We start from the raw sequence: 25,170 nt of genomic DNA, 5'->3' as shown, positions 1-25,170 counted from the left end.
GACCGGCGCAGTCTTGATTCGCGTGTCGAATAAGCCCGCTGCTTGTGCACGCCGCTCAAGGAAGAAATTGGCCACGACAAGGAGTAGCCCGTGGAAGCAAGGTTTGGTGTCGCCCTCGTTTCGCGTTTTTCCCCACTGTCCCTTGCTGTGCACCTGAGCGTTGCCGGGCTGTTGTTCGGCGGCGTCAGCGCACCTGCGTTGGCCACGTGCTCCACGGCAGGTTCCACTGTGACCTGCACCGGCGTGCCGAGTCTGCCGCTGTTCCTCAACAACTTCTCCAGTGCCACCAGCGGTTTGACGGTCAACGTCAACAGCGGCGCGCAGATGAACGCGACCCTCGGCGGCCATGTGATGGACCTGACCGGGGTAAACATCTCCCTGAACAACTCCGGCACCCTCGACCCGGCGCTACTGGGCCTGGTCTCGGTGTTGAGTGGCGGCGCATTCATTGGCACCGGTGCGACCAGTACGGTCAGTGTGCTCAACAATGCCAGCGGGATCATTCGCGGCACGGGCATGTTGCTCGGGCTCAACCTGACCAGCATCGACGGCCTGGCCCTTTCGGTTAACAACGCGGCAACCGGCACCACCAGCATCACCAACAACGGCACCATCACCTCGACCGGACTCTCGATCGGCGGCATCACCTTGGCGGATACCCCGGTGGTCGGCGTCTACGGCGGTTCGCAGGTCAACATGACCAACAGCAGCACCGGTGTGATCAACGGCCGGATCGCGTTCGAAACGTCGGCGGCGGGCAATACCTTCACCAACGCTGGTGCGATTACCGGCGGTGTGTCGATGGGTGCGGCGAGCACTAACACCTTCACCGCAGTGACCGGCTCTTCGGTGCAGGTTGGTGACGGCGTGCAGGTCAGCGTCGGCCTCGGCGGACTGATCGGCATCAACCTGACCTTTGCGCCAACCGGCACGGTCGATGGCGGTGCGGGCGGCACCAACAGCCTGATCCTGCAAAACCCGGCTGGCGTCGGCGGCGGTATCACCGGGACTGGCACGGCATCGAGCGCCACCTACATCAACTTCAACAACCTGACCCTCAACAGCGGCACCTGGACCTTGCAGGGGCCATTGGTCAGTGGCGCGACCACGCTCAACGGCGGTATCGCGAATTTCAACAACAACGCCACCTTCGGCAGCGGCGTAATCACCTCCAACGGCGGGACTCTGCAGGCCAGCAATGCCGGGTTGAACATCAGCAATCTGATTTCCCTCGGCGCGGGTGGCGTGACCGTGCAAGGCACTAACGCCACCACCCTGAGCGGCGTCATTTCCGGCAGCGGTGGCCTGTCCAAGGTCGGCTCCGGGCAACTGAGCCTCAGCGCTGCCAACACCTACCTGGGCAACACCACGCTCAATGGCGGCACCGTCCAGTTGGGCAACAACCTGGCGCTGAGCACCGGCACCCTCAACGTCACCGGCGCGACAACATTGAGCGCACCGGGCACGATCAGCCTGGCCAACGCCATCAGCCTCGGCGGCACCCTGACGGCAGGCGGCACCGGAGCACTGACCCTCGGCGGTTTGATCAGCGGCAGCAGCGGCCTGACCAAAACCGGCAGCGGTAGCCTGACCGTCAGCGGTGCCAATACCGGTTTCACCGGCACCACCACCCTCAGCGCCGGTAGCCTGTTGGTGACCAACAATGATTCGCTGGGCAGTGGCGCGCTGAATACCGCCGCCGGTACCAGTCTGGACAGCACCGCCAACGTCACTCTGGCCAATAACATCGGTATGACCGGTGCGCTCAACGTGCTCGGCAGCAATGCCCTGACACTCGGCGGCGTGTTGTCTGGCACTGGCGGGATTACCAAATCCGGCAGCGCCGGCCTGACCTTGAGCGGCAACAACACCAACAGCGGCAACACGCTGCTCAATGCCGGCAGCCTGTTCGTTGGCAGCAACACCGCGCTGGGGACTGGCGCACTGAATGCGGCGGCGGGTACCACGCTGGATGCGACTGCCGCAGTGACATTGGCCAACGCCGTTGCGCTGGCGGGCGGGGTGACCATCGGCGGCACTCAGGCATTGGGCCTGAGCGGCGTTGTCAGCGGCGTCGGCAGTTTGATCAAGAATGGCACGGCGGATCTGACCCTCAGCGGCAACAACACCTTCTCCGGCGGCACTGCGCTCAATGCCGGTACGCTGATTGTCGGTTCCAATACGGCGCTGGGTACCGGTGCCCTGACCACAGCGGCAGGCACCAAACTCGACGCTAGCACCACGGCCGCGTTGACCAATGCGGTGACCCTTGGCGGTGATCTGGAAGTGCGTGGCAGTGCTGACCTGACCCTCGGTGGTGTGATCAGCGGCAGTGGCGGGTTGACCAAGCGCGGTTTTGCCAACCTGACTCTCAACGGTGCCAACACTTATCTCGGCGGTACCACGCTGGCCGCCGGCACGCTCACTGTGGGCAACGCGGCCGCGTTGGGCAGCGGTGCATTGAACGTCATCGATGTCTCAGCGCTGGACAGCAACACCGCTGTCAACCTGAGCAACAACATCAACCTCAACAGCAGTACCCTGAGCCTCGGCGGCAGCAGCGGTCTGACCCTCTCCGGCGTCATCAACGGCGCCGGTCAACTGATCAAGAACGGCGCCGCCAACCTGACCCTCGATGGGGTAAACACGTTCGCTGGCGGGACCACGTTGAACGCCGGTAGCTTGACTGTCGGTAACGCTGCGGCGCTGGGCACTGGCGCACTGACTGTCGCCGGGGCCAGTACCCTCAACAGCAGCACGGCGGTGACCCTGAACAACGCAATCACCCTCAACGCCAACCTCACCGCCGGCGGCGCCAATGCGCTGACCCTTGGCGGGGTGATCAGTGGCGGCAGTGGTTTAATCAAGACCGGCGCATCCAGCCTGACCCTCAACGGCAACAACACCTACACCGGCACCACCGCCCTGAACGCCGGTTCGCTGATTGTCGGCTCCAATACCGCCCTCGGCACTGGCACACTGAATGCCTCGAACGGCACCACTCTGGATGCCAGCACTGCGGCAACGCTGGCAAACAACGTTAACCTCGGCGGCACTCTGACCCTGGGTGGCTCCAATGCGCTGACCCTCGGCGGCGTGGTCGCCGGTATCGGTGGACTGACCAAGAACGGCGCTGCCGACCTGACCCTTAACGGCGCCAACACTTATTTTGGCAACACCGTGTTGAACACCGGCAAACTGATTGTCGGCAGCAACACCGCGCTGGGTTCCGGTACGTTGAACGCGGCGGCAAACACCACGCTGGACGCCAACACGGCGGTCAGCCTGAACAATGCCGTGGCACTCGCCGGTGCCTTGAATATCGGCGGCACGGCGGATATGACCCTGACCGGTCTGGTCAGCGGCGCCGGCAGTCTGGTGAAAGACGGCGCGGCCAATCTGATTCTCAACGCCGCCAACAACTACCTCGGCGGCACCACGCTGAACGCCGGTACGTTGACCGTCGGCAACAGTTCGGCACTGGGGTCCGGTGCGCTGACCGTCGCTGGCGCCGCAACGCTGGACAGCAATTCGCCGCTGGTCAGCCTCAACAACGCCGTCGCCCTGAATGCCGCGCTGACCGTGGGCGGTACGCAGAACCTCACCCTCGGCGGCGTCACCAGCGGCACTGGCCAGTTGATCAAGGACGGCGCGGCCAATCTCACCCTCAATGGCAACAACACCTTCAGCGGCGGCACCACGCTCAACGCCGGTACGCTGACATTGGGCAATGCCAACGGCCTGGGCAGCGGTGCATTGGTCGTCGGCGGCGCGGCGACGCTGGATAACAGCGCCTCGTTCGGCATTGGCAACGCGATCACTTTGAACGCCGGGCTGACGGTTGCCGGCAACAACGATTTGAGCCTGAACGGCATCATCGACGGCGCCGGCAGCCTGACCAAAAACGGCCTGTCGGATCTGACCCTCGCCGGCAACAACACTTTTACCGGCGCGCTGAATATCGTCTCGGGCAGCGTCACCACGCTCAATACCAACGCGTTGGGTAACACCTCCGGGGTCAACATCAGTGCCGGTGCCGGGCTGAATCTGGGCAGTGACGCCAGCCTCGGCGCGCTGACCGGCAGCGGCAGTGTGCAACTGACCGGCAGCAACACCCTGACCGTCGGCAGCGGCAACGTCACCAGTACGTTTGACGGTGACCTCAGTGGCAGCGGCGGTCTGGTCAAAGTCGGCACCGGCACCTTGAACCTCACCGGGATCAGCGGCATCACCGGCAACACTGCGATCAATGGCGGCACCGTTGATCTCAGCGGTTCGCTGGGCAGTGCTCAACTCAACGTCAATACCGGCGGCACCCTGACCGGTACCGGCTCGGCGCTCGGTGCGGTAAACATCAACAACGGTGGGTATCTCGCGTTGTCGTCGGGCAACACCTTGTCGGCGGGCGCTCTGACTCTCGGCACCGGCAGCAACGTTGATGTGGCACTGGGCACACCGTCGACCTCATCGCTGATGAATGTCGGTGGCAACCTGACGCTCGACGGCAATCTCAATGTCACCGATGCCGGCGGCTTCGGCGTCGGTGTGTATCGCTTGTTCAACTACACCGGCAGCCTGACCAACCTCGGTCTGGACGTGGCCAGCGTGCCGGTCGGCTACGGCCTCGGCGATCTGCTGGTGCAAACCGGCGTGGCCAATCAGATCAACATTCAAGTCTCGGCGCCGAACAGCAACATCCGTTACTGGGACGGCAGCCAGACCATTGCCAACGGCGTGGTCGATGGCGGTAGCGGTACGTGGAACGCGGTCGGGACCAACTGGACCGATGCCAACGGCCTGGTCAACCAGCCGTGGGCCGGCGACTTCGCGGTGTTCCAAGGCAGCGCTGGCACCGTGACGGTGAACGGCACGCAAGCGTTTACCGGCCTGCAGTTCGTCACTGACGGCTACAACCTGGTCAACGGCGCGGCAGGGCAACTCACGGCCATCAACGGCACTGGCGGCACCACAGCAATGCGGGTCGATCCGGGCGTCACCGGCACTATCGGCGTCAATATCGATGGCAGCGGCATCCTCAACAAACTCGACGCCGGCACCTTGGTGCTCAACGGCGCCAACACTTACAGCGGCGGCACGCAACTGGATGGCGGCAAGATTATCGTCGGCAGCAACACCGCGCTCGGCACCGGCACGCTGACGGCAAATGCCGGCACGCAACTGGACAGCAACGCGGCGGTGACACTGGCTAACGCGGCGACGCTCAACGGTAACCTCACCGTAGTCGGCAGCAATGCGCTGACCCTCAACGGCGTGATTGGTGGCACCGGCGGGCTGATCAAAACCGGCACGGCCAATCTGACCCTCGGCGGCAATAACGCTTTCCTCGGCCCGGTAGCGCTGAATGCCGGCGGGCTGGTTCTGGCGTCGAACTCGGCGCTCGGCTCCGGCACGTTGAACGCGGCGGGCGGTACGACTCTGGATGCCAGCACGGCGGTTTCGGTAAACAACGCGGTCAACCTGGCCGGCAATCTCGGCATCGGCGGCACGGCGGATCTGACCTTGGCCGGTACGGTCAACGGCGCCGGCAGCCTGAGCAAAAACGGCGCGGCCAACCTGACCCTCAGCGGCAACAACAACTTCCTCGGCGGCACCACCCTCAACGCCGGCACGCTGACCGCCGGCAGCAACTCGGCGCTGGGTCTGGGCAACCTGACCGTGGCGGGTGCCTCGGCGCTGGACAGCAACAGCGCGCTGAGCCTGGGCAACAACGTCGTGCTCAACGCCAATCTGAGCAACACCGGCAGCAACAACCTGACCCTCGCAGGTGTGGTCAGCGGCGCGGGTGGATTGATCAAGGACGGCGCGTCGAACCTGACACTCAACGGCATCAACACCTTCACCGGCGGTACCACGCTGAATGCCGGCACGTTGACCCTTGGTACGGGCGCGTCGCTGGGCAGTGGCGCGCTGACCGTGGCGGGTGCTTCGACCCTCGACAATTCCGCGCCACTGGTGCTGGCCAACAACCTCAACGTCAATGCCAATCTGGCCTTGGCCGGTAACAACAACCTGACCCTTGGCGGTGTGATTGCCGGCGCCGGTACGCTGAGCAAAAACGGTCTGGCCGACGTCACGCTGAGTGGCAACAACACCTTCAGCGGCACGTTCGATGTGGCGTCCGGCAGCCTGACCACACTGAGTGGCGCAGCGCTGGGCAACAACGCTACGGTCAATCTCGCGGGTGGCGCGGCGCTGAATCTCGGTGCTTCGGGCAGCCTCGCGAGCCTCACCGGCAGCGGCACTGCGCTGGTCGGCACTGGCAATACGCTGAGCCTCGGTGGCAACAACGTCAGCAGCACGTTTGCCGGCATACTCAGCGGTGATGGCGGGCTGAGCAAACTCGGCACGGGCACCCTGACCCTCAGCGGCATCAGCGACATGACCGGTGACACCAGCGTCAACGCCGGCACCTTGCAGGTCAACGGCTCGCTGGCCAGCGGCAACGTGCTGGTCAACAACGGTGGCACCCTCGGTGGCAGCGGCACCTTGACCGGTGCCGTGACGGTGGCTGATGGCGGTCATCTGGCTGGCGTCACTGGCAGTACGCTGAACGTCAGTTCGCTGGTGTTGAACGGCAACTCAAACTTCGACGTCGGACTTGGCACACCGGTGTCCGGTGGCGGCAATGCGCTGGTCAATGTCGGCGGCAACCTGACCCTCGACGGCACCCTCAATGTCAGCGACATCGGCGGTTTTGGCAGCGGCGTGTATCGCCTGATCGACTACACCGGCGGCCTGACTGACAACGGCATGCTCTTCGGCACGTTGCCGGGTAGCGTCAGCCCGGGCGATCTACAACTGCAAACCGCGCTGGCCAATCAGATCAACCTGCTGGTCACCGCACCGGGCGTCACCGTGCAGTTCTGGGACGGCAATCAACTGGTGGCCAATGGTTCGGTAGAGGGCGGCAGCGGCACTTGGGGCACTGGCACCACCAACTGGACCGACGTCAACGGCACCACCAACCAGGCCTGGACCAACAGCTTCGCGGTGTTCCAGGGCGCGGCCGGCACGGTGACCGTCAACGGCGCGCAAACCGTTACCGGCCTGCAGTTCGTCACCGATGGCTACAGCCTGGTGAACGGCACGGCGGGCTCGCTGAATCTGGTCAACGGTTCGCTGGGCAATGCCACGGTGCGGGTTGACCCGAATGCCACGGCAACCATCGGTGTCGCGCTCAATGGCAGCGGCACGCTGGGCAAATACGACAGCGGTACGCTGGTGCTCAACGCGGCCAACGGCTACACCGGCGGCACGGCGCTCAATGGCGGCAAGATTGTCGTTGGCAACAACGCGGCGCTCGGCACTGGTGTATTGACCGCCGCCGATGGCACCGCGCTGGACAGCAACGCGGCCGTCAGCCTGGGCAACGATGTTGTGCTCAACGGTGGCTTGAATGTCGCAGGTTCCAACGCTTTGACCCTCGACGGCGTGGTCAGCGGCAGCGGCAGCCTGATCAAGGCCGGCGCATCGAGCCTGACCCTCAACGGCAGCAACACTTTCAGTGGCGGCACTCAACTCGCCGGCGGCACGCTGGTTCTTGGCAACAACAGTGCGATCAGCAGCGCTGCGCTTAACGTGACCGGTGACGGCACGCTCGACAGCACCTCGGCGCTGCAACTGGCCAATGCCATCAACCTTGGCGCGCAACTGACCCTCGCGGGTAATCAGAACACCACATTGATCGGTGCGGTGACCGGCATCGGCAGTCTGCTGAAAAACGGTAGCGGCGATCTCGTCCTCAGTGGTGCCAATACCTACAGCGGTGGCACCACGCTGAACGGCGGCACGACGCGCGGTGACACCAGTAGCCTGCAAGGTGCGATCGTCAACAACGCAACCCTGACCTTCGAGCAAAACGCCGACGGCAGCTACACCGGTAACCTCACCGGTGCCGGCACGCTGAACAAAACCGGGGCTGGAGAGTTGCTGCTGACTGGCAACAACAGCTTCACCGGCAATTCCTCGGTGCAGGCCGGCAACCTGATCGTCAACGGCGTGCTCAACAGCGCCAATGTCAACGTTGCCAGCGGCGCGGGCATCGGCGGTGGTGGCCAGTTTGGGGGGACCGTGCAACTGGCCAGCGGCGCGACGCTGCTGGGTGGCGGTACGGCAACGCCATTGTCAGTCGGTTCGCTGGCACTGTCGTCGGGGACCAATCTGGATTTCAGTCTCGGCTCGGCGGCCAGTTCGACCACCGTGGTCAATGTCGCCGGCAATCTGACCCTCGACGGTACGTTGAACATCAGCAACGCCGGCGGTTTCGGCACTGGGGTTTATCAACTGTTCAGCTACGGCGGCAGCCTGACCGACAACGGTCTGGTGTATGGCAGCCTGCCGGTGTCGGCGGCCAATCTGACCCTGCAAACCGCGATTGCCAATCAGATCAACCTGCTGGTGCAAGGCACCCCGGGTGAGGTGCAGTTCTGGAACGGTGGCACCACCAATCCGGACGGCAGCATCGGTGGCGGCAGCGGTGTTTGGGGGCCGGGCACCAACTGGACCGATCCGAGCGGTACTCAGGCGCTGGCTTCAAATGGTCAGTTCGCGGTGTTCGGCGGTCAGGCAGGTACGGTTACCGTGCAGGGCAATCAGAACTTCACCGGCCTGCAATTCCTCGCCGGCGGCTACAGCCTGACGCCGGGTGCCGGTGGCTCACTGACCCCGGTCAACGGTGCGGGCGGCAGCCTCGCGCCAGTGCGGGTCAATGCCGGAGGGAGCGCGGAAATCTCCGCGCCGCTGGTGGGCACGGGCGGCATCGAGAAACTTGATTCCGGCACGCTGGTATTGAGCGGCGCCAACACCTACAGCGGTGGCACCACCGTCAGCGGCGGTACGCTGGTCGGTAACACCACCAGCCTGCAAGGCAATATCCTCAACAACGCTTCGCTGTTTTTCGTGCAGAACTTCAACGGTCAGTTCAATGGATCGTTGCGCGGACTGGGCGCGATGCTTAAACGCGGTACCGGCACCTTGCTGTTGACCGGTGATCAGCCATTCAGCGGCACGGTCGCAGTCTATCAAGGCGTGCTGCAAGTCGGCAGCCGGTCGGCGCGGGCGTCGTTGGGTGGGCAAGTTACCGTGGCCAACGGCGCGGGGTTGAGTGGTAATGGCAGCGTCGGCTCGGTGGTCAACCATGGTGTGGTGGCTTCCGGTGCTGAGGCCGGAACCCTGAGCGTGGCCGGTAACCTGACCAATTCGAGCGACGGGGTGCTGGCGCTGACCGTCAGTTCGCCAACCGCGACACCGTTGGCCGTCGGTGGCACCGCAACGCTGGGCGGCGCTTTGCAAGTGAACTCGCTGGCACCGTTCACCGGCAACACCACGTACTCGCTGATCTCCGCGGGCGGTGGCGTGAACGGCACCTTCAGCGCTGCGGACCTGCCGCAATACGCGTTCCTCAACACGGCACTGGTGTATGACGCCAACGCAGTGAACCTGGTGGTCAGCCGTAACGGCAATTCGTTCGCCGATGTCGCCGCCACCGGCAACCAGTTCCGGACTGCTACTGCGCTGTCGAACAATGGTCCGGCGGGCGCGGCGTTGCAGAACGAGATCGTCAACCTCAGTGTCGCCGGTGCGCGTAATGCCTTCGACAGTCTGTCCGGTGAGATCCACGCCAGCACCGCCAGTGCGATCCTTGAGGATTCGCGCTACGTGCGTGACGCGGTCAACGATCGCATGCGCCAGCCGTCGTGCAGCGCCGCGGATGATCCACGCCGTGCCTTGGCGCCAAGTGACAACCAACTGAGCAGCAACGGTTGCCACGGCGAAATGGTTGGCTGGGCGCGGGCCCTTGGCGCGTGGGGTGAGTCGGATGGCGACAGCAATGCGGCGAAACTCGATCGTAACCTCAGCGGCTTCATGCTCGGCACCGACAAGCAACTCGATGACCAGTGGCGCGTGGGCATGGCCGCCGGTTACACCCGCAGCGACCTTGATGCCCATGATCGTCGCTCGGACGCCACCGTCGAAAGCTACCATCTGGCCGCGTACCTCAACTCGCAGTTCGATGCCCTGGCCGTGCGCCTCGGCGCGGCTTACAGCTGGCACGACATCGAGACCAAACGCAACGTCAGCGTCGGCAGCTACAACGACCGCTTGAAAGCCAACTACGACGCGCGCAGTGCCCAGGTGTTCGGTGAAGTCGGTTACACGATTGACGCCGGCGGCATTGCCCTTGAGCCGTTCGCCGGGCTGGCCTACGTCAACTACGACAGCGACAAAGCCAAGGAAAAAGGCGGAGCAGGGCGCCTGGAGGCCGATGCCGATCAAGACATCACCTTCTCGACCCTCGGTGTGCGTGCCGGCAAAGTCATCACCCTGGCCAACGGCGGGCAATTCACCCCGCGCGCGGCGCTCGGCTGGCGCCATGCGTTTGGTGACACCAAGCCTGACGCTGATCTGACCTTCATCGACGGCGGCGCCTCGTTCAGCACCCAAGGTGTGCCGATCGCCAAGGACAGCGCCATCGTCGAAGCGGGGGTCGACTTCCAGATCAGCCCGACCGGCAAACTCGGGGTCGGCTACTCCGGCCAACTGTCGAACGACAGCAACGACCATGCGATGACCATCAGCTTCAGCCTGGGCTTCTGATTTAGGGTCGAAGCACTTTTAGCCGCCCGCGAGGGCGGTTTTTTTTGCCTTGCCTCAAGCTGCTCGTTCCCACGCTCTGCGTGGGAACGCCTCTAGGGACGCTCCGCGTTCCGGCTCCGGAAGGGACGCGGAGCGTCCCGGGCTGCATTCCCACGCGGAGCGTGGGAACGATCGGATAGACCCGGCGTGCTCTGCTAGAATCGGCCCCATCAACAGCCTGAGACTCCCCCATGAGCGAGCCGATTCGTCTGACCCAATACAGCCACGGCGCCGGTTGCGGCTGCAAGATTTCCCCACAGGTGCTGGAAGTGATTCTGGCCGGCAGCGGCGCACAGAACCTGGATCCGAAACTGTGGGTCGGCAACGCCTCGCGCGATGATGCGGCGGTGTACGAAATTGATGCCGAGCGCGGTGTGGTCTCGACCACCGACTTTTTCATGCCGATTGTCGACGATCCGTTCGACTTCGGCCGGATTGCCGCGACCAACGCGATCAGTGACATCTACGCGATGGGCGGTGATCCGCTGATGGCCATCGCGATTCTCGGCTGGCCGGTCAATGTGCTGGCGCCGGAAGTGGCGCGTGAAGTGATTCGCGGCGGCCGTGCCGTGTGCGACGCGGCGGGCATTCCACTGGCAGGCGGGCATTCGATCGATGCGCCAGAGCCGATCTTCGGCCTCGCCGTCACCGGTCTGGTCGAGAAGCGCCATATGAAGCGCAACGACACCGCCACCGCCGGTTGCCTGTTGTACCTGACCAAACCGCTGGGCATCGGCATCCTCACCACCGCCGAAAAGAAGGGCAAGCTGCGCGCCGCCGACGTCGGCGTGGCCCGCGACTGGATGTGCACCCTGAACAAACCCGGCAGTCGCTTCGGCAAACTCACCGGCGTCACGGCGATGACCGACGTCACCGGTTTTGGCCTGCTCGGACATCTGGTGGAAATGGCCGATGGCAGCCAACTCACTGCACGCATTGCCTACGACCGCGTGCCGCGTCTGGACAGCGTCGAGTATTACCTTGATCAAGGTTGTGTCCCCGGCGGTACGCTGCGCAATTTCGACAGCTATGCGAGCAAGGTCGGCCGTGTGCAGGAGTTGCACAAGCGCGTGCTCTGCGACCCGCAAACCAGCGGGGGCTTGCTGATCGCGGTGACGCCTGAAGGCCACGAAGAATTCCTCGCCGTCGCCGCTGAACTGGGCTTGAACCTTGCGCCAATCGGCGAACTGGTTGAGCGACAGACGAACGCAGTCGAGGTGATTTGATGCTCCGCGACTGCACTGACTACCGAGACATTTTCCTCAACGATCGGCCGCTGATGGATGCCCGTGCGCCGGTCGAGTTTCACAAGGGCGCGTTCCCCGGCGTGATCAACCTGCCGCTGATGAATGATGTCGAACGGCAGAAGATCGGTACCTGCTACAAGCAACACGGCCAGCAGGCCGCCATCGAGCTGGGCCATCAACTGGTTTCGGGCGCGGTGAAGGCCGAGCGTATCGAGGCTTGGGCCGATTTTGCCCGCGCCCATCCTGACGGTTATCTGTATTGCTTTCGTGGCGGCCTGCGCTCGCAGATCACCCAGCAATGGCTGCGTGACGAGGCTGGCATCGACTATCCGCGCATCGGCGGTGGTTACAAAGCGATGCGCAACTTCCTCATCGACACCCTTGAACAGGCCATCGCGCAATGTGATTTCGTCCTGCTCGGTGGCATGACCGGCACTGGCAAGACCGAAGTGCTGGTGCAGTTGCGCAATGGCCTGGACCTGGAAGGGCACGCCAATCATCGTGGCTCAAGCTTCGGCAAACGCGCCACCGGACAGCCGTCGAACATCGATTTTGAAAACCGCCTGGCCATCGATATTCTCAAGAAACGCGACGCGGGGTTTGCGCAGTTCGTGCTGGAGGACGAGAGTCGGGTGGTCGGCAGTTGCGCCTTGCCGCTGCCGCTGTATCAGGGCATGCAGCAGTACCCGATGGTCTGGCTGGAGGACAGTTTTGACGATCGCGTGGAGCGGATTCTGCGTGATTACGTGGTGGATCTGTCAGCGGAATTTACGGCAGTGCACGGTGAAGAGGGCTTCACGTTGTTCTCTGAACGCCTGCTGGAAAGCCTCAACAATGTGCAAAAACGCCTCGGTGGCGAGCGTCATCGGCGAATGCTGCTGTTGATGGAAGAGGCGTTGATCGAGCAGGGGCGGAGTGGGGCGGTGGACTTGCATCGCGGCTGGATCGAAGGCTTGCTGCGTGAGTATTACGACCCGATGTATGTGTTCCAGCGCGAGAAGAAGGGCGGGCGGATCGAGTTTGCCGGGGAGCGTGGGGCGGTGCTTGAGTATCTGCGTGAGCGAGTGAATCAGACGCTATGAGGTTGTAGCGGCTGGCCTCTTCGCGAGCAAGCTCGCTCCCACAGGGGATTTGTATTTCACGCAAATCCAATGTGGGAGCGAGCTTGCTCGTGAAGGAGCCGGGCCAGGCCACACAACACTCAGGTCGGGCAGGTTTCCTTGCCATGATCCAGCCCCTGCTTGTAGCTGTGGCTCTGCAGACTGGCCTTGCCGTTGTGCCAGGTCAGGGTCAGCACGTACAGCGAGTCAAAATCGTTGCCCGCCCAGTCATCGGTGATGTTCTGCTTCTCGCCGACCGCGTTGCCCGCCACCTTGTTGATCAGCTCCGGCAGATAGCCGTGGGACCAGGCGGTGTAGATCGTCGAGTTGTGATACTTGTCTTCCAGCAGTTCGCGGGCCAGATCGCTGGTGTCGTTGGCCGAGAACTCAATGTTCACCGGCAGGCCGAGCTTGATCGCGGCGGGGCTGATGGTCATCAGCGGGCGAATGTAGCTGTAGGAATTATCCAGCTCACCTTCCTCGACATTGCGCGTCGGGTTGGCGGCAAACACGTAATCGGCCTTGCCGAATTTCTCCGGCAGCAGCGTCGACAGGTCGATGGCGCGGTTCAGGCCCTGACAGTTGAGCTGGCCGAGGCCACCTTCGGGTTTCTCCGCATGGCGCAGGAACACCAGCGTCTGGGTACCGTCCACCGGTTGCGCGCGGCTTTCGCTGGACTCCAGCGACAGGAGTAGCGCACTGACGGCCAGCAGGGAAGGCAGGGCCACATATGCGCGGTGTTTGAAACGTTTGGCGAATCGCATAAGGATCGTCATGAAATAAAAGGTTCTTCAGCAAATTCGGTTAAGGCTGACAAACCTTTACACCGCGGGCTCCCAGCGCCGGGTGTTTTCCCTGTCGTGAACGGCTTCCTCTGCAACAAAGCCATAGCTCAGAGTCCCTTGGGGCCGATTTGGTTCGATCCGTACGAGTGAGCGGCACTTTAGCGGCAAACTTCAACGGCTTGGGCACAGGTTAGCGACAGGATGTTACGGTTCGACGCAGCAGACGTTTTTTTGCGCCGGCTCCACGAGAATGCACAAAACTCCCTTTTATGTGCGATATCCATGTACCGCACCCGATGCTGCCCAGTCGATTGCAATGGCGCCTGTGTGATAGACGACTATCGCGACGTCTGCCTGGTTTTTCATTGGGCAGCACTCTTAAAAAAAGGATTTTTATGGGCATTGTTCGCAAAACCGCCACCCACTCGCTGTCCAGCCCTGGACTGGCGGACGCAAACCCGTCTCGTAAAAGAAGCAACGGTGTGCTCGCCGACGACGGGCTGGTGAAGAATTCGCGGCTTGATGAGCCGCAAACGCAGGTGGCGGCTGCCAATCAACCTGAAATGTCGATTACACCTTTCACGGTCTCAGCATTGCCGTCTGCCGGGGTTTTACCTATTCGTCCTGTGGTCGGATCACTTGAACACTATCGCTTGAAATCACCGGCCAGCTTGCCTGCGGCCGATGCCCAGGGCTTGAGGATCTTCAACGGGCGCCAATACGTCGATATTGCTCACGACGAGATCGTTCAGGTTCGGCAAACAGCAGCAACCGGCGAGTATCGGGCGACATTGGCATCGGAATTGGCAGCTTCCGGGCCGGCGCTGATCTTTGATCCGCAAAACAGGCTGTGGAAGCTCGCCGCTGCTCAGCCTTCCTCTGACTTAGCCAACGTGATTGATATCGATATTGATGAGCTGATTCGCGGCATCAGAAATGAATCGACCGCAAAAAAACGGATTCATGATGGCAGCGAAGACATGATCGAGCGTGACACGTTGATCGGTGCCACCCTGGTTGCGCGTGGGTTGAAGCAGTTCAAGCCAAAACAGGCAGCACTCATTCGTTCGGAGTTGCGGGCGATCGAAACGGTTTTCTCTGATGCCAATTACGCCATAAGTCAAAATCTGCACGAAGCCGATGCGGTTTACACAAGCTTCTTTGGCGCTGACCATCGAGTCGTTGCAGGGCAATTCGCTGAGTCAGTCTCGCGAGGCCTGGCGCTGTCCAGGGAGTATCAGGGCGTGTGGGGGGAGGAAAAATTTATCGGCGTTGATGTCGATAATGACGCCGCCGCATGGATGTACAAAAGAGATTTTCATGGCCGGTTCTTCATCAACCGGAAGTACATGCGACGTGGAATTTTGAGTATGTCGCTGGGCCATGAAATGTTGCACACCAACAGAGTTGACCGGTTCCAGGCCATCGGGCCCAATGCCGCGGATTTCTTCTATCTGAACAACCATCTGCAAGGTCTGTTGAGCCCGGATTTGCCAAGCATTTATGACGTGCCGGAGCGCGGTGTTTCCGAAGCGATCATGCGTGGTGGATTGACGGTCGATTACTTGAAGGCCTTCGGGGACGATCACGATAGCTTTTTGTTCGGCGTCAGTGATTACCTGGGCGTCGACGACGATCTGGACCTTCATACGGCGGTTGACCTGTTCAATGCCAATTCGCAAATGCGCGCGCACATGGCCGCGAACAATGCTGACAGCGTTGTTTACGCGGCGAAAAGCCTGCAGACGTTGCAGCGCAACAAAATTGAATATGCGTGGCTTGACAGCCTTATCGAGGATTGATGTGGGCGAGCACTGGCCAAAAGATCACAGGCTGCGGCGGCTCTGAATTATGATCTGGCTTTAATTTGTGACTGGATGCTTCCCATGACCGATCTGTCCGCGTTCCCGATCACTCAGAAATGGCCGGCGCAGTACCCTGACTGGATTCAGCTCTATTCCTTGCCGACGCCCAACGGCGTCAAAGTCTCGATCATGCTCGAAGAGATCGGCCTGCCGTACGAGCCGCACAAGGTCGCTTTCGACAGTAATGATCAATTGTCTGCCGAGTTCCTCTCGCTGAACCCCAACAACAAGATCCCGGCGATCCTGGATCCGCATGGCCCCGAAGATCAGCCACTGGCGCTGTTCGAATCCGGTGCGATCCTGATTTATCTGGCCGACAAAAGCGGCCAGTTGCTCGCGCAGGAAGGTGCGCAGCGCTACGAAACCATCCAGTGGCTGATGTTCCAGATGGGCGGCATCGGTCCGATATTCGGCCAGCTCGGTTTCTTCAACAAATTCGCTGGCAAGGATTACGAGGACAAGCGCCCGCGTGATCGTTACGTCGATGAAAGCAAACGTCTGCTCAAGGTGCTCGACGGCCGGCTCGAGGGCCGTGACTGGATCATGGGCGAGCGCTATACCATCGCTGATATCGCTACGTTTCCGTGGGTGCGTAACTTGATCGGGTTTTATGAAGCGGGTGATCTGGTCGGGATCAGCAACTTCCCGAATGTCACCCGCGTACTGGAGCGATTCCTCGCCCGCCCAGCGGTCATTCGCGGCCTGACCATCCCCTCGTAATCTCAGGGCTATACACATAACCCTGTGGGAACGAGCTTGCTCGCGAAGGCGTCGTGTCAGCCAGCATTGCTATTGCTGATACACCAACTTCGCGAGCAAGCTCGCTCCCACAGGGGGTTTGTTGTGCCACAGGGATTATTACACCCCCGGTAATGCACTCTTGATTGATCCAGGTTTGTACCGCGCGCCCCGCAAGGCATAAGCTTCGCCCCCTACGACTTTCGTCTCATCTGCCGTTTTCAGGAAAGGCCCTCATGTCCAGTCAGTTCCCCGAAGCACGTCCCCGCCGTCTGCGCCGCAATGCGAGCCTGCGCAGCCTGTTCCAGGAAACCGAATTCAGCCTGAATGATCTGGTGCTGCCGATTTTTGTCGAGGAAGAAATCGATGACTTCGTGCCGATCAAGAGCATGCCCGGGGTGATGCGCATTCCCGAGCGCAAACTGGCCAGCGAAATCGAGCGTTATGCCCGTGCTGGCGTCAAGTCGGTGATGACCTTCGGCGTGTCGCATCATCTGGACAGCAACGGCAGCGACACCTGGCGCGAAGACGGTCTGGTCTCGCGCATGTCGCGCATCGCCAAGGACGCTGTGCCGGAGATGATCGTGATGTCCGACACGTGCTTCTGCGAATACACCGATCACGGCCATTGCGGCGTGATGCACAACCATGAGGTCGACAACGACCAGACCCTGATCAACCTCGGCAAACAGGCTGTAGCCGCTGCTCGCGCCGGTGCCGACGTGATCGCGCCGTCGGCGGCGATGGATGGTCAGGTGCGGGCGATTCGTCAGGCACTCGACGCGGCCGGGTTCACCCAGATTCCGATCATGGCTTACTCGACCAAGTTCGCCTCGGCACTCTACGGCCCGTTCCGCGAGGCCGGTGGCAGTGCGCTGAAAGGCGACCGCAAAAGCTATCAGATGAATCCGATGAACCGCCGCGAAGCCCTGCGCGAATCGCTGCTCGACGAGCAGGAAGGCGCCGATGCGCTGATGGTCAAACCGGCCGGCGCTTACCTCGACATCATCCGCGACATTCGTGAGGCCTCGAACCTGCCACTGGCGGCGTATCAGGTCAGTGGCGAGTACGCGATGATCAAGTTTGGCGCGCAGGCCGGGGCAATTGATGAGGATCGCGTGGTGCGAGAGAGTCTGGGCGCGATCAAGCGGGCGGGTGCTGATTTGATCTTTACTTACTTTGCGATGGATTTGGCCCTGGCCGGGATCTAAAGGTCACCGCATTATCCCTGTGGGAGCGAGCCTGCTCGCGAAAGCGGTCTTTCAGCAGACATCCATGTTGACTGACACGACGCCTTCGCGAGCAAGCTCGCTCCCACATTTGATTTGTGGTGTGTCAGGGGCAGTTGAAGTAGGGCCGGATGCCGTGATCGCGGAAGTAGCGTTCAATCACTTTCGGGTCCGCGCTGCTTTCGGCAATCGCCACATAAGTATCCGGGCGCAGCAGATAAAAACCGTTGCGCCCTAATCCTGCCGCTTCAAACGCCGGGCGCCAGTCGAACACATGCAGCGGTAAATGGTGTTCATTGCACCAGGCGATCATTTCGTCGCTGGTGTCGCCGTACACATGCACCTGCCAGCACGGTTGCCTTAGCGGTTCGTAATTATCCCCCTCACCATCATGCGCCCATGGCAAGCGATCGCCGCCATGCACCTGGCCGGCGGCGCCCTGGCTCAGCGGCATGCCGCGATAGTTGAGGGTGACTTGCGACACGGTGCGAAAAAGGAACTCGCGACTGGCCTCGAACGAAGCCATTTTCGGGATCAGAAACGGTGCCACACGCATGCGCAGCAAGTCAGCCATGCGCCCCTCGGCAGTGACGAAGCTGAAGACTTTATCGGTGGTCGACACCAATCGGCGGGCGAAGGCAATGCGTTCGGTTTCGTAGCTGTCGAGCAGGTTTGGTTCGGCGGCACCGCTGAGCACGGCGGCGAGTTTCCACGCCAGATTGATCGCGTCGCCAATGCCGGTGTTCATGCCCTGACCGCCCGCCGGGCTATGCACATGCGCGGCATCGCCGAGCAGAAAGGCGCGGCCACTGCGAAAATGCTCGGCCACGCGGTGATGCACGCGGTAGGTCGAGAACCAGTGCACGTCTTCGATATGCACTTTCAGGTGTTCGATGGCACGGCTGCTGACGTCGGAGAATTCCAGGCTTTCGGCGCGATCCGCGCGCTCATCACGCACCGTGCCGATCAGCCGCGCGCGGCCTTTGCCGGCCAGGGGAAACACGGCGAGGAAGTCCGCCTCATCCAGATCCAGGTGCAACTCGCCGTTCATCGCCGGGCCGCTGGCCTTGACGTCGGCGACGTAGAAAATCTGCTGATAGGTGCCGCCGGGAAAACCGGTGTCGAGGGTTTTGCGCACCACTGAGCGGGCGCCATCACATCCCGCCAGATAACAGGCCTGGCAGATTTCCTGCTCGCCATCGGGCAGGCGCAAGTGCGCGGTGAGGCCGTCGCCGGTTTCCTCGAAGCTTTCCAGGGTGGTATCGCGTTCGACCGTGACGCCGTAGTCTTCAAGACGCTCGATCAGCAGCCGTTCGTGTTGATCCTGCGGGAAGATTTCGACGAATGCGTAGGGCGTCAGGCCTTCGCCGATGCGATTCAGTGGCAACTGCGCGATCGGTTTGCCGTTGACCCAGAAATTCGCCGCCGCCACTCGATGGCCGTTGCGCACCACGGTGTCGGCGAGGTCCAGTTGCCGGTACAACTCGAGGGTGCGCGCCTGCACCGCCAGCGCTCGCGACGTGGTGCCGGGCGCGGAGGTTTTATCGATGATGCGCACGCGCACGCCCAGTTTGCTCAGCCACAGGGCCAGCACCAGCCCGGTCGGGCCGGCGCCGATGATCAGAACGTCGCTGCGGTTCATGGGCCTGTCCTCCGTTTGCTGTGCAGCAAGTATGGATCAGAAGGAGAGGCTGGCCAGTTGATCGGCCAGACGGGGAGGTTTTGATGGTGTTCGGCTGGGGTGCTGTTGTGTGACGTAAATACGCGCCCCTCACCCCAGCCCTCTCCCGAGGGAGAGGGAGCCGATTTGGGGTCCGTTCAAAACCTGAGTTCGACTCGATATTTCAGGTCGGTGTAGCTCGAAAGAACACCACGGTCAGTCCCCTTTCCTCTAAAAGGCGAGGGGAAGGGGAGCCGATTTGTGTGTTTTTTAAGACTTGAGTACGACTCGATATTTCAGGTCGGTGTAGCTCGAAAGAACAGCACGGTCAGTCCCCTCTCCCTCTGGGAGAGGGCTAGGGTGAGGGGCTTTTCAGCTTTAAAAATCAATGGTGCCGGACAACTTCGCCACCCGCGGCTCACCCTGAGTCAGATAACCCCCCTGAGCCGATTCCCAATACTTCTTGTTCGCCAGATTCTCCACACCCAGACGCAACGTCACGTCCTTCTCCGACATCTTGAACGCATAACGCGCCCCCGCATCGAAGCGGTTCCAGGTCGGCAGGCTCAGATTGTTCGCCGCATCCGCGTATTGACCGCCAGTGCGCAGCATCCGCGCATTCAGCGCTACGCCTTGCAGGCCCGGCACATCCCAGTCAGCGCCGGCGTTGAACTGGAAGGTCGGCACACCGATCGCACGGTTGCCGTCGTTGGCGCCGTTGAGGGTGTTCTTCAGTTCGGTGTCCATCAGGGTCAGACCGCTGATCAGGCGCAGGCCCTGGATCGGTTCGCCGAACACGTTCATTTCCACGCCTTTGTTGACCTGCTCGCCTTCACGCACGTAGGTGCAGGTGGTGGCGCTGTCGATGTTGCAGTAACCGTCGCTCGGCTGTTCGATGCGATAGACACCCAGGCTGGCGCCGTAAGTGCCCATGTCGACTTTCACCCCGACTTCGGTCTGCTTGGAACGCGCCGGTGCGTAGACTTCGTTGCCGTTGGTCACGCGAAAGCCGCCGGTGCTGGTCGGCGAGGTTGGGCCCTGGGCCAGGCCTTCGATGTGGTTGGCGTAGAACGACACGTGTTCCCACGGCTTGAACACCACACCGTAGACCGGTGTGGTAATCGATTCGTCGTAGCTCGACTTGCGGCCGCCGCTGCCCCAACTGGCGTAGTTGTAGCCTTGCACCACCAGTTGCTGGCGACGCAGGCCGGCGGTGACCAGCAGGCGATCATCGAAGAAACCGAGGGTGTCGGAGAGTGCGATGCTGCGGTTGAAGGTCTTGCCGACGATGCCCGGATCATTCAAGTCGCCGCCGGCAAAATTGCCCACTGGCGACGGCGTCTGTACCGGGTGGTAGATGTTGTTGGCGTACTTGGTCAGGTCGAAATCATAGGCGCTGCGTTGTTCGGCCCAGATTCCGGTCAGGCCGAAGTTGAGCTTGTGGCTGACCGCGCCGGTATCGAATTTGCCGTTGAGGCCGGCCATGACGCTGGTGTTGTCTTCGTCGTGCGGAATGAACGAGCCGGTGGTGAACGACGCGCCGTTGTTACCGACCAGGGTGGTCGAGTTGTAGCGCCCGACTTCGCGGGTGTGCTTGGCGCCGCCGGCCGCGTAGGCGGTCCAGTTGTCATTCAGGTCGTATTCGGCGCGGAGCATGCCGAAGGTGTCTTCGATGTCGGTGTAACCCCACTTCGGCGCGTAGTTGGTGTCGGCCGACGGCGCATCCGGAATGTGCGTGGCAGTGCCGAGGTTGACCGAGTTGCGGCCACCGTTGACGCGTTCTTTTTGATACGCGAAATCGCCGGAAATGCGCAGGGCGTCGCCGCGATAATCGAGGCCGATGGCAAACAGTTTCGAGCGCTGGTTTTCGTGATCGATGCCGGTGTCGCCTTCGCGCTGGGACAGGTTGATCCGGGCGCCAAAGCGGTTGTCTTCACCGAAGCGCTGGCCAATGTCGAAGTGATGACCGATGCGACCTTCGCTGTTGATGTCGGTGGTGTAACGACGCAGCGGCACGTCGCCAGCGCGTTTCGGTTGCAGGTTGACGCCACCGCCAATGCCGGAACCGGTCGGGGTCACGCCATTGATAAAGGCGTTCGGGCCTTTGAACACTTCCACGCGCTCCAGCGCATCGGTGGAAATGATCTGCCGGGGCAGCACGCCGTACAGGCCGTTATAGGAAATGTCGTCGCCGGTCAGCGGCAGGCCGCGGATCATGAAAATCTGCGCCTGGTTAGAGAAACCGGAGGCCTGACGCACCGACGAATCGTTGAGCAATACGTCGGCGACGTCTTCGGCCTGCTGATCCTGAATCAATTGTTCGGTGTAGGAGGCGGCGCTGAACGGCACGTCCATCATGTCCTGATTACCCAGCACGCCGAGCTGGCCGCCACGGGCGACCTGACCACCCGTGTAAACCGGGGGCAGGGCGTTGGGCGTCGGGGCTTGGGCGTTGACGTTGACGTCGTCCAGCACCAGCGCTTTGGTATCGCCTTCAGCGGCGTGGGCGGTGACAGTCAGGGAGCACAGCAGGGCGAGAAGCGTCGGGCGAAACGGGACGGCGAGTCGAGCTGGAACGGGCATGTAGGGACCTGGAGGCGCACGGCCAGTGAGAAAAATAAGGGCGGCGCGGGAACTCCTTGCGCAAATGCGACTCCAGGTGCAAATGATAGGTTTTCTCAGTAGCGACTTGCAATCAGTTTGTCATCACCCCTTCAATACCCGCATTCCTGTGTAGGAGCCTGCGGCAGCTCCTACACGGATTGTGTATGGTGGTTTGGGCTTAACGGACTGGATAAAGCTTCATGCACAACTTTCAATTACCGATCACCCTCGCCGCACTGCTGGTGCTCGCCGGTTGCGCCGGGCAACGCAGCCAAGAACCGGCGCCCCGTGCGCCTGCTGAAGTGAAGGCCGAGATCGTGCGGCTGATGCCGGCCAAGACTGCCGATCGGCAAGGCTGGGCCACCGATATCTACGCCGCGTTTGCCGCGCAGAACATCAGCCCGACCACGCAGAATCTGTGTTCGGTGCTGGCCGTTGCCGAACAGGAATCTACCTTTCAGGCCGACCCCACGGTGCCCGGCCTAGGCAAGATTGCCCGCGACGAAATCGACCGTCGCGCCGCCAAAGTGCACATCCCCAGCCTGTTGGTCAGCGGCGCGTTGCAAGTGCGCTCAACCAACGGCAAGACCTACAGCGAACGCTTGAACGCCGCACGCAGTGAGAAAGAACTCAGCGGTATTTTCGACGACTTCATCGGCCGGGTGCCGATGGGGCGCACGCTGTTCGGTGGCTTCAACCCGGTGCACACCGGCGGGCCGATGCAGGTCAGCATCGAATTTGCCGAGCAACACGCCAAGGATTATCCGTACCCGGTAGACGGCACGATCCGCCACGAGGTGTTCAGCCGCCGTGGTGGCATGTATTTCGGTATTGCCCACTTGCTCGGTTACCCGGTGAGTTATCGCGAGCCGCTTTATCGCTTCGCCGATTTCAACGCCGGGTGGTACGCCAGTCGTAATGCCGCATTTCAAAACGCGGTGAGCCGCGCCTCGGGCATCCCGCTGGCGCTGGATGGCGACCTGATCCGCTACGACTCGATCATGCCCGGCGGCACGGAACTGGCGGTGCGCACCCTCGGCAAGTCATTGGGCATGCGCAACCCGACGATTCGCGACCAATTGGAGAAGGGCAAAACCCTGGAATTCGAAGAGACCAAACTCTATCAGCGGGTGTTCGAACTGGCGGAGCAAGCGGAGGGGAAAAAGCTGCCGCGCGCGGTGTTGCCGGGGATCGTGCTGCAGAGCCCGAAGATCACCCGCAAACTCACCACAGCGTGGTTCGCCAAGCGCGTGGACGAGCGCTACAAGCGCTGCATGGCCAAGGCCGGATAAATCAGACAGACATAAAAAACCCGGCCAAGGGAGCCGGGTTTCTCTGGGTTGTTGCGCTTACAGCCAATCATCAGGCAACGCGACGTTCGATCAGACGATCCGAGCCACCTTCAGCAACGCGACGTTCGATCAGACGATCCGAGCCACCTTCAGCGACGCGGCGTTCGAGCAGACGATCCGAACCACCTTCGGTAACGCGGCGTTCGATCAGACGATCCGAGCCACCTTCAGCAACGCGACGTTCAAGCAGACGATCCGAACCACCTTCAGCAACGCGACGTTCAAGCAGACGATCAGCGCCACCTTCGGCAACGCGGCGTTCGAGCAGACGATCCGAACCACCTTCAGCAACGCGACGTTCAAGCAGACGATCCGAACCACCTTCAGCCAAACGGCTTTCGATCAGTTTGTCCGAGCCGCCTTCGGCGATCATGGTGTGGGCCGGGGTAGCGGCGAAAGCGTTGATAGCGAAGACCGAGAAAGCGATACCGAGAAGAGTTTGGCGTTTCATGATGGTGTGCTCCGGGGTGTTGTTGGTTGGTATGGAGCAGATGTTACGCCCGGGATTTTTTATGAGAACTTCATTGCCGTGATGGTGAACATCGATGCCGATGATGGTAGCCAGGAGCCGCAGAGCAGAGCCTCACAGCACCTTCACAGCGCGCCCGATCGCCTGAATCGGCCCGGTCGGTTTGCCGATCGGCGAGCCATTGGCGCCCTCAAGTGTCAGCTCGAATAGTTGATTGGGTTGCAGCGGCGGCAACTTGTCCAACGGCACCGACAACGCCTGTCCAGGCTTGACCAGCCCCAGCGAAACCGGTCCCTGCCAGCCATCAGCCTTGGTCCAGAATTCCAGCGCCTTGTCCGTCGGCACCTCAACCACACCGAGCGGAATCAACTGAATTTCCCGCGAATTGCTCGCCTGAATCACCCAGCCCGGGGCCTTGTCCTGCGGCGCAACCAGCACTACCAGATAGCTGGGTTTCGGCGTGGTCTGGGTCAGCAGGATCGAACCCAGAATCAACGTGGCGGCCAAACCGGCTGCGCTCAACCCACGCCAGAGCGGCAGCAGGTTCCACCATGAAGTTGAAGGTGCTTGCCGCGCCAGTCGACCGACACTGCGCTCGATGCGTTGCCACAACTGCGCCGAGGGTTGCTGCGGTTCGGCCAGATCCGTCAGCTCCAGCAGACGCCGTTCCCAGGCGTCTACCGCTGCGCGCAATTGCGGATCATTCGGCAAGCGCCGTTGCACCTCGCTGCGCTGTTCGAACGACAGCGTGCCGAGCACATATTCGCCGGCCAGTTCATCTCGTTCCTGCGCTGATTCGCTGGTCATCCCATGCACTCCCGCAAGGCATTGAGGCTGCGCTTGATCCACGCTTTGACGGTGCCCAGCGGCGTGTCGAGGCGCGCGGCAATCTGCGCGTGGCTGTAGCCGTCGACGTAAGCATGCAGGACGCAACTGCGCCGTTGTGGCTCCAGCTGTTCAAGGCAATGGTGGATACGCGCCGAATGCGCGTGGGCGTCGAAGCTGGCATCGTCCGCAGCGGTTTCGTGGGCCTCGCTGAACGGCGTTTCCCGGCCGTGATCACGCAGCAGATTCAGCGCCAGATGCCGGGTCACGCTGAACATCCAGCCACGCGCCGAACCGCGCGCCGGATCAAACCCCGCCGCGCCGTTCCAGATTTTGATGAAGGCCTCATGAACGATGTCCTCCGCCAGCGCCGTATCGCGCACCAGGCGCTTGGCCACGCCGAGCAGACGCGGACCTTCCTGCACATACAAATCGCGCAGGGCCGAACGCTCGCCACGGGCACAAGCAGCGAGGCGGGCTTCGTAATCGAAAACGGATTCGGCTAAAGGCATGTCGTGCAATCTAGCTCACATTCCGTAAACATCCAGAACCCATTGACCACTGTGGGAGCGAGCTTGCTCGCGAAGGCGGCCGGTCAGAGAAGACTGTGTTGACTGACACTCCGCCTTCGCGAGCAAGC

13 protein-coding genes are annotated in these 25,170 nt (G+C 61.8%); 7 read left to right on the top strand and 6 right to left on the bottom strand.

The features are described from left to right. Nucleotides 1-90: 90 nt before the first annotated feature. The 3 genes from AC1DVF_RS23165 (at nucleotide 91) to mnmH (ending at nucleotide 12,985) form a co-directional block, all read left to right on the top strand. Nucleotides 91-10,617, top strand: coding sequence for an autotransporter-associated beta strand repeat-containing protein (locus AC1DVF_RS23165; protein WP_477783189.1), 10,527 nt, complete (start codon nucleotides 91-93; stop codon nucleotides 10,615-10,617). Nucleotides 10,618-10,847: 230 nt separating this feature from the next. Next, nucleotides 10,848-11,882: a selenide, water dikinase SelD gene (selD, locus tag AC1DVF_RS23160; RefSeq protein ID WP_320337534.1), complete on the top strand. Its 1,035-nt coding sequence runs from the start codon at nucleotides 10,848-10,850 to the stop codon at nucleotides 11,880-11,882. Next, nucleotides 11,882-12,985 (top strand): tRNA 2-selenouridine(34) synthase MnmH, encoded by a 1,104-nt coding sequence (gene mnmH / locus AC1DVF_RS23155; protein ID WP_460129427.1) that lies wholly within the window; start codon nucleotides 11,882-11,884, stop codon nucleotides 12,983-12,985. Before selD ends, mnmH begins: the two co-directional genes overlap by 1 nt. Nucleotides 12,986-13,104: 119 nt before the next feature. Here mnmH and AC1DVF_RS23150 read toward each other — a convergent pair whose 3' ends face one another. Next, complete coding sequence (locus tag AC1DVF_RS23150) at nucleotides 13,105-13,779, bottom strand: histidine phosphatase family protein (protein WP_116256002.1); 675 nt, start codon at nucleotides 13,777-13,779, stop codon at nucleotides 13,105-13,107. Nucleotides 13,780-14,183: 404 nt separating this feature from the next. Between AC1DVF_RS23150 and AC1DVF_RS23145 the strand changes: the two genes are divergently transcribed. The 3 genes from AC1DVF_RS23145 (at nucleotide 14,184) to hemB (ending at nucleotide 17,602) form a co-directional block, all read left to right on the top strand. Next, nucleotides 14,184-15,590: a hypothetical protein gene (locus AC1DVF_RS23145; RefSeq protein WP_320337537.1), complete on the top strand. Its 1,407-nt coding sequence runs from the start codon at nucleotides 14,184-14,186 to the stop codon at nucleotides 15,588-15,590. An 84-nt stretch (nucleotides 15,591-15,674) separates the two neighbouring features. Then, a complete protein-coding gene (locus AC1DVF_RS23140) occupies nucleotides 15,675-16,373 on the top strand; it encodes a glutathione binding-like protein (protein ID WP_477783188.1) in 699 nt (232 codons plus the stop codon). Nucleotides 16,374-16,627: 254 nt separating this feature from the next. Continuing rightward, nucleotides 16,628-17,602 (top strand): porphobilinogen synthase, encoded by a 975-nt coding sequence (hemB, locus tag AC1DVF_RS23135; protein ID WP_034154617.1) that lies wholly within the window; start codon nucleotides 16,628-16,630, stop codon nucleotides 17,600-17,602. Nucleotides 17,603-17,726: 124 nt separating this feature from the next. On the opposite strand, the gene AC1DVF_RS23130 is transcribed toward hemB, so the two are convergent. After that, a complete protein-coding gene (locus tag AC1DVF_RS23130) occupies nucleotides 17,727-19,262 on the bottom strand; it encodes an FAD-dependent oxidoreductase (RefSeq protein WP_477783187.1) in 1,536 nt (511 codons plus the stop codon). Nucleotides 19,263-19,658: 396 nt separating this feature from the next. Next, nucleotides 19,659-21,863: a TonB-dependent receptor gene (locus AC1DVF_RS23125; protein ID WP_477783186.1), complete on the bottom strand. Its 2,205-nt coding sequence runs from the start codon at nucleotides 21,861-21,863 to the stop codon at nucleotides 19,659-19,661. Nucleotides 21,864-22,084: 221 nt separating this feature from the next. Here AC1DVF_RS23125 and AC1DVF_RS23120 point away from each other — a divergent pair, with 221 nt between their 5' ends. Next, entirely contained in the window at nucleotides 22,085-23,176 is a 1,092-nt protein-coding gene (locus AC1DVF_RS23120) for a DUF1615 domain-containing protein (RefSeq protein WP_116256007.1), read from the top strand. Between the two features lie 70 nt (nucleotides 23,177-23,246). Here the strand turns inward: AC1DVF_RS23120 and AC1DVF_RS23115 are convergent, their stop codons facing one another. The 3 genes from AC1DVF_RS23115 to AC1DVF_RS23105 all read right to left on the bottom strand — a co-directional run bounded on the left by AC1DVF_RS23115 (nucleotide 23,247) and on the right by AC1DVF_RS23105 (nucleotide 25,042). Beyond that, nucleotides 23,247-23,687: a phage infection protein gene (locus AC1DVF_RS23115; protein WP_477783185.1), complete on the bottom strand. Its 441-nt coding sequence runs from the start codon at nucleotides 23,685-23,687 to the stop codon at nucleotides 23,247-23,249. 132 nt (nucleotides 23,688-23,819) lie between these two features. Next, on the bottom strand, nucleotides 23,820-24,512 hold the full coding sequence (locus tag AC1DVF_RS23110) for an anti-sigma factor (protein ID WP_460129422.1): 693 nt from the start codon (nucleotides 24,510-24,512) through the stop codon (nucleotides 23,820-23,822). Next, on the bottom strand, nucleotides 24,509-25,042 hold the full coding sequence (locus AC1DVF_RS23105) for a sigma-70 family RNA polymerase sigma factor (protein ID WP_093433913.1): 534 nt from the start codon (nucleotides 25,040-25,042) through the stop codon (nucleotides 24,509-24,511). Before AC1DVF_RS23105 ends, AC1DVF_RS23110 begins: the two co-directional genes overlap by 4 nt. Nucleotides 25,043-25,170 lie beyond the last annotated feature (128 nt).

This window comes from Pseudomonas sp. P4_D7, assembly GCF_056401755.1.
Note: the sequence above shows the minus strand (reverse complement) of the source record. Positions and strands in the feature narration are given on the sequence as shown.

Coding starts and splice junctions, on each gene's coding strand:
- AC1DVF_RS23150 (WP_116256002.1), bottom strand. CDS start 13,779: ATGACGATCCTTATGCGATTCGCCAAACGTTTCAAACACCGCGCATAT.
- mnmH (WP_460129427.1), top strand. CDS start 11,882: ATGCTCCGCGACTGCACTGACTACCGAGACATTTTCCTCAACGATCGG.
- AC1DVF_RS23130 (WP_477783187.1), bottom strand. CDS start 19,262: ATGAACCGCAGCGACGTTCTGATCATCGGCGCCGGCCCGACCGGGCTG.
- AC1DVF_RS23110 (WP_460129422.1), bottom strand. CDS start 24,512: ATGACCAGCGAATCAGCGCAGGAACGAGATGAACTGGCCGGCGAATAT.
- AC1DVF_RS23125 (WP_477783186.1), bottom strand. CDS start 21,863: ATGCCCGTTCCAGCTCGACTCGCCGTCCCGTTTCGCCCGACGCTTCTC.
- hemB (WP_034154617.1), top strand. CDS start 16,628: ATGTCCAGTCAGTTCCCCGAAGCACGTCCCCGCCGTCTGCGCCGCAAT.
- AC1DVF_RS23115 (WP_477783185.1), bottom strand. CDS start 23,687: ATGAAACGCCAAACTCTTCTCGGTATCGCTTTCTCGGTCTTCGCTATC.
- AC1DVF_RS23120 (WP_116256007.1), top strand. CDS start 22,085: ATGCACAACTTTCAATTACCGATCACCCTCGCCGCACTGCTGGTGCTC.
- selD (WP_320337534.1), top strand. CDS start 10,848: ATGAGCGAGCCGATTCGTCTGACCCAATACAGCCACGGCGCCGGTTGC.
- AC1DVF_RS23140 (WP_477783188.1), top strand. CDS start 15,675: ATGACCGATCTGTCCGCGTTCCCGATCACTCAGAAATGGCCGGCGCAG.
- AC1DVF_RS23145 (WP_320337537.1), top strand. CDS start 14,184: ATGGGCATTGTTCGCAAAACCGCCACCCACTCGCTGTCCAGCCCTGGA.
- AC1DVF_RS23105 (WP_093433913.1), bottom strand. CDS start 25,042: ATGCCTTTAGCCGAATCCGTTTTCGATTACGAAGCCCGCCTCGCTGCT.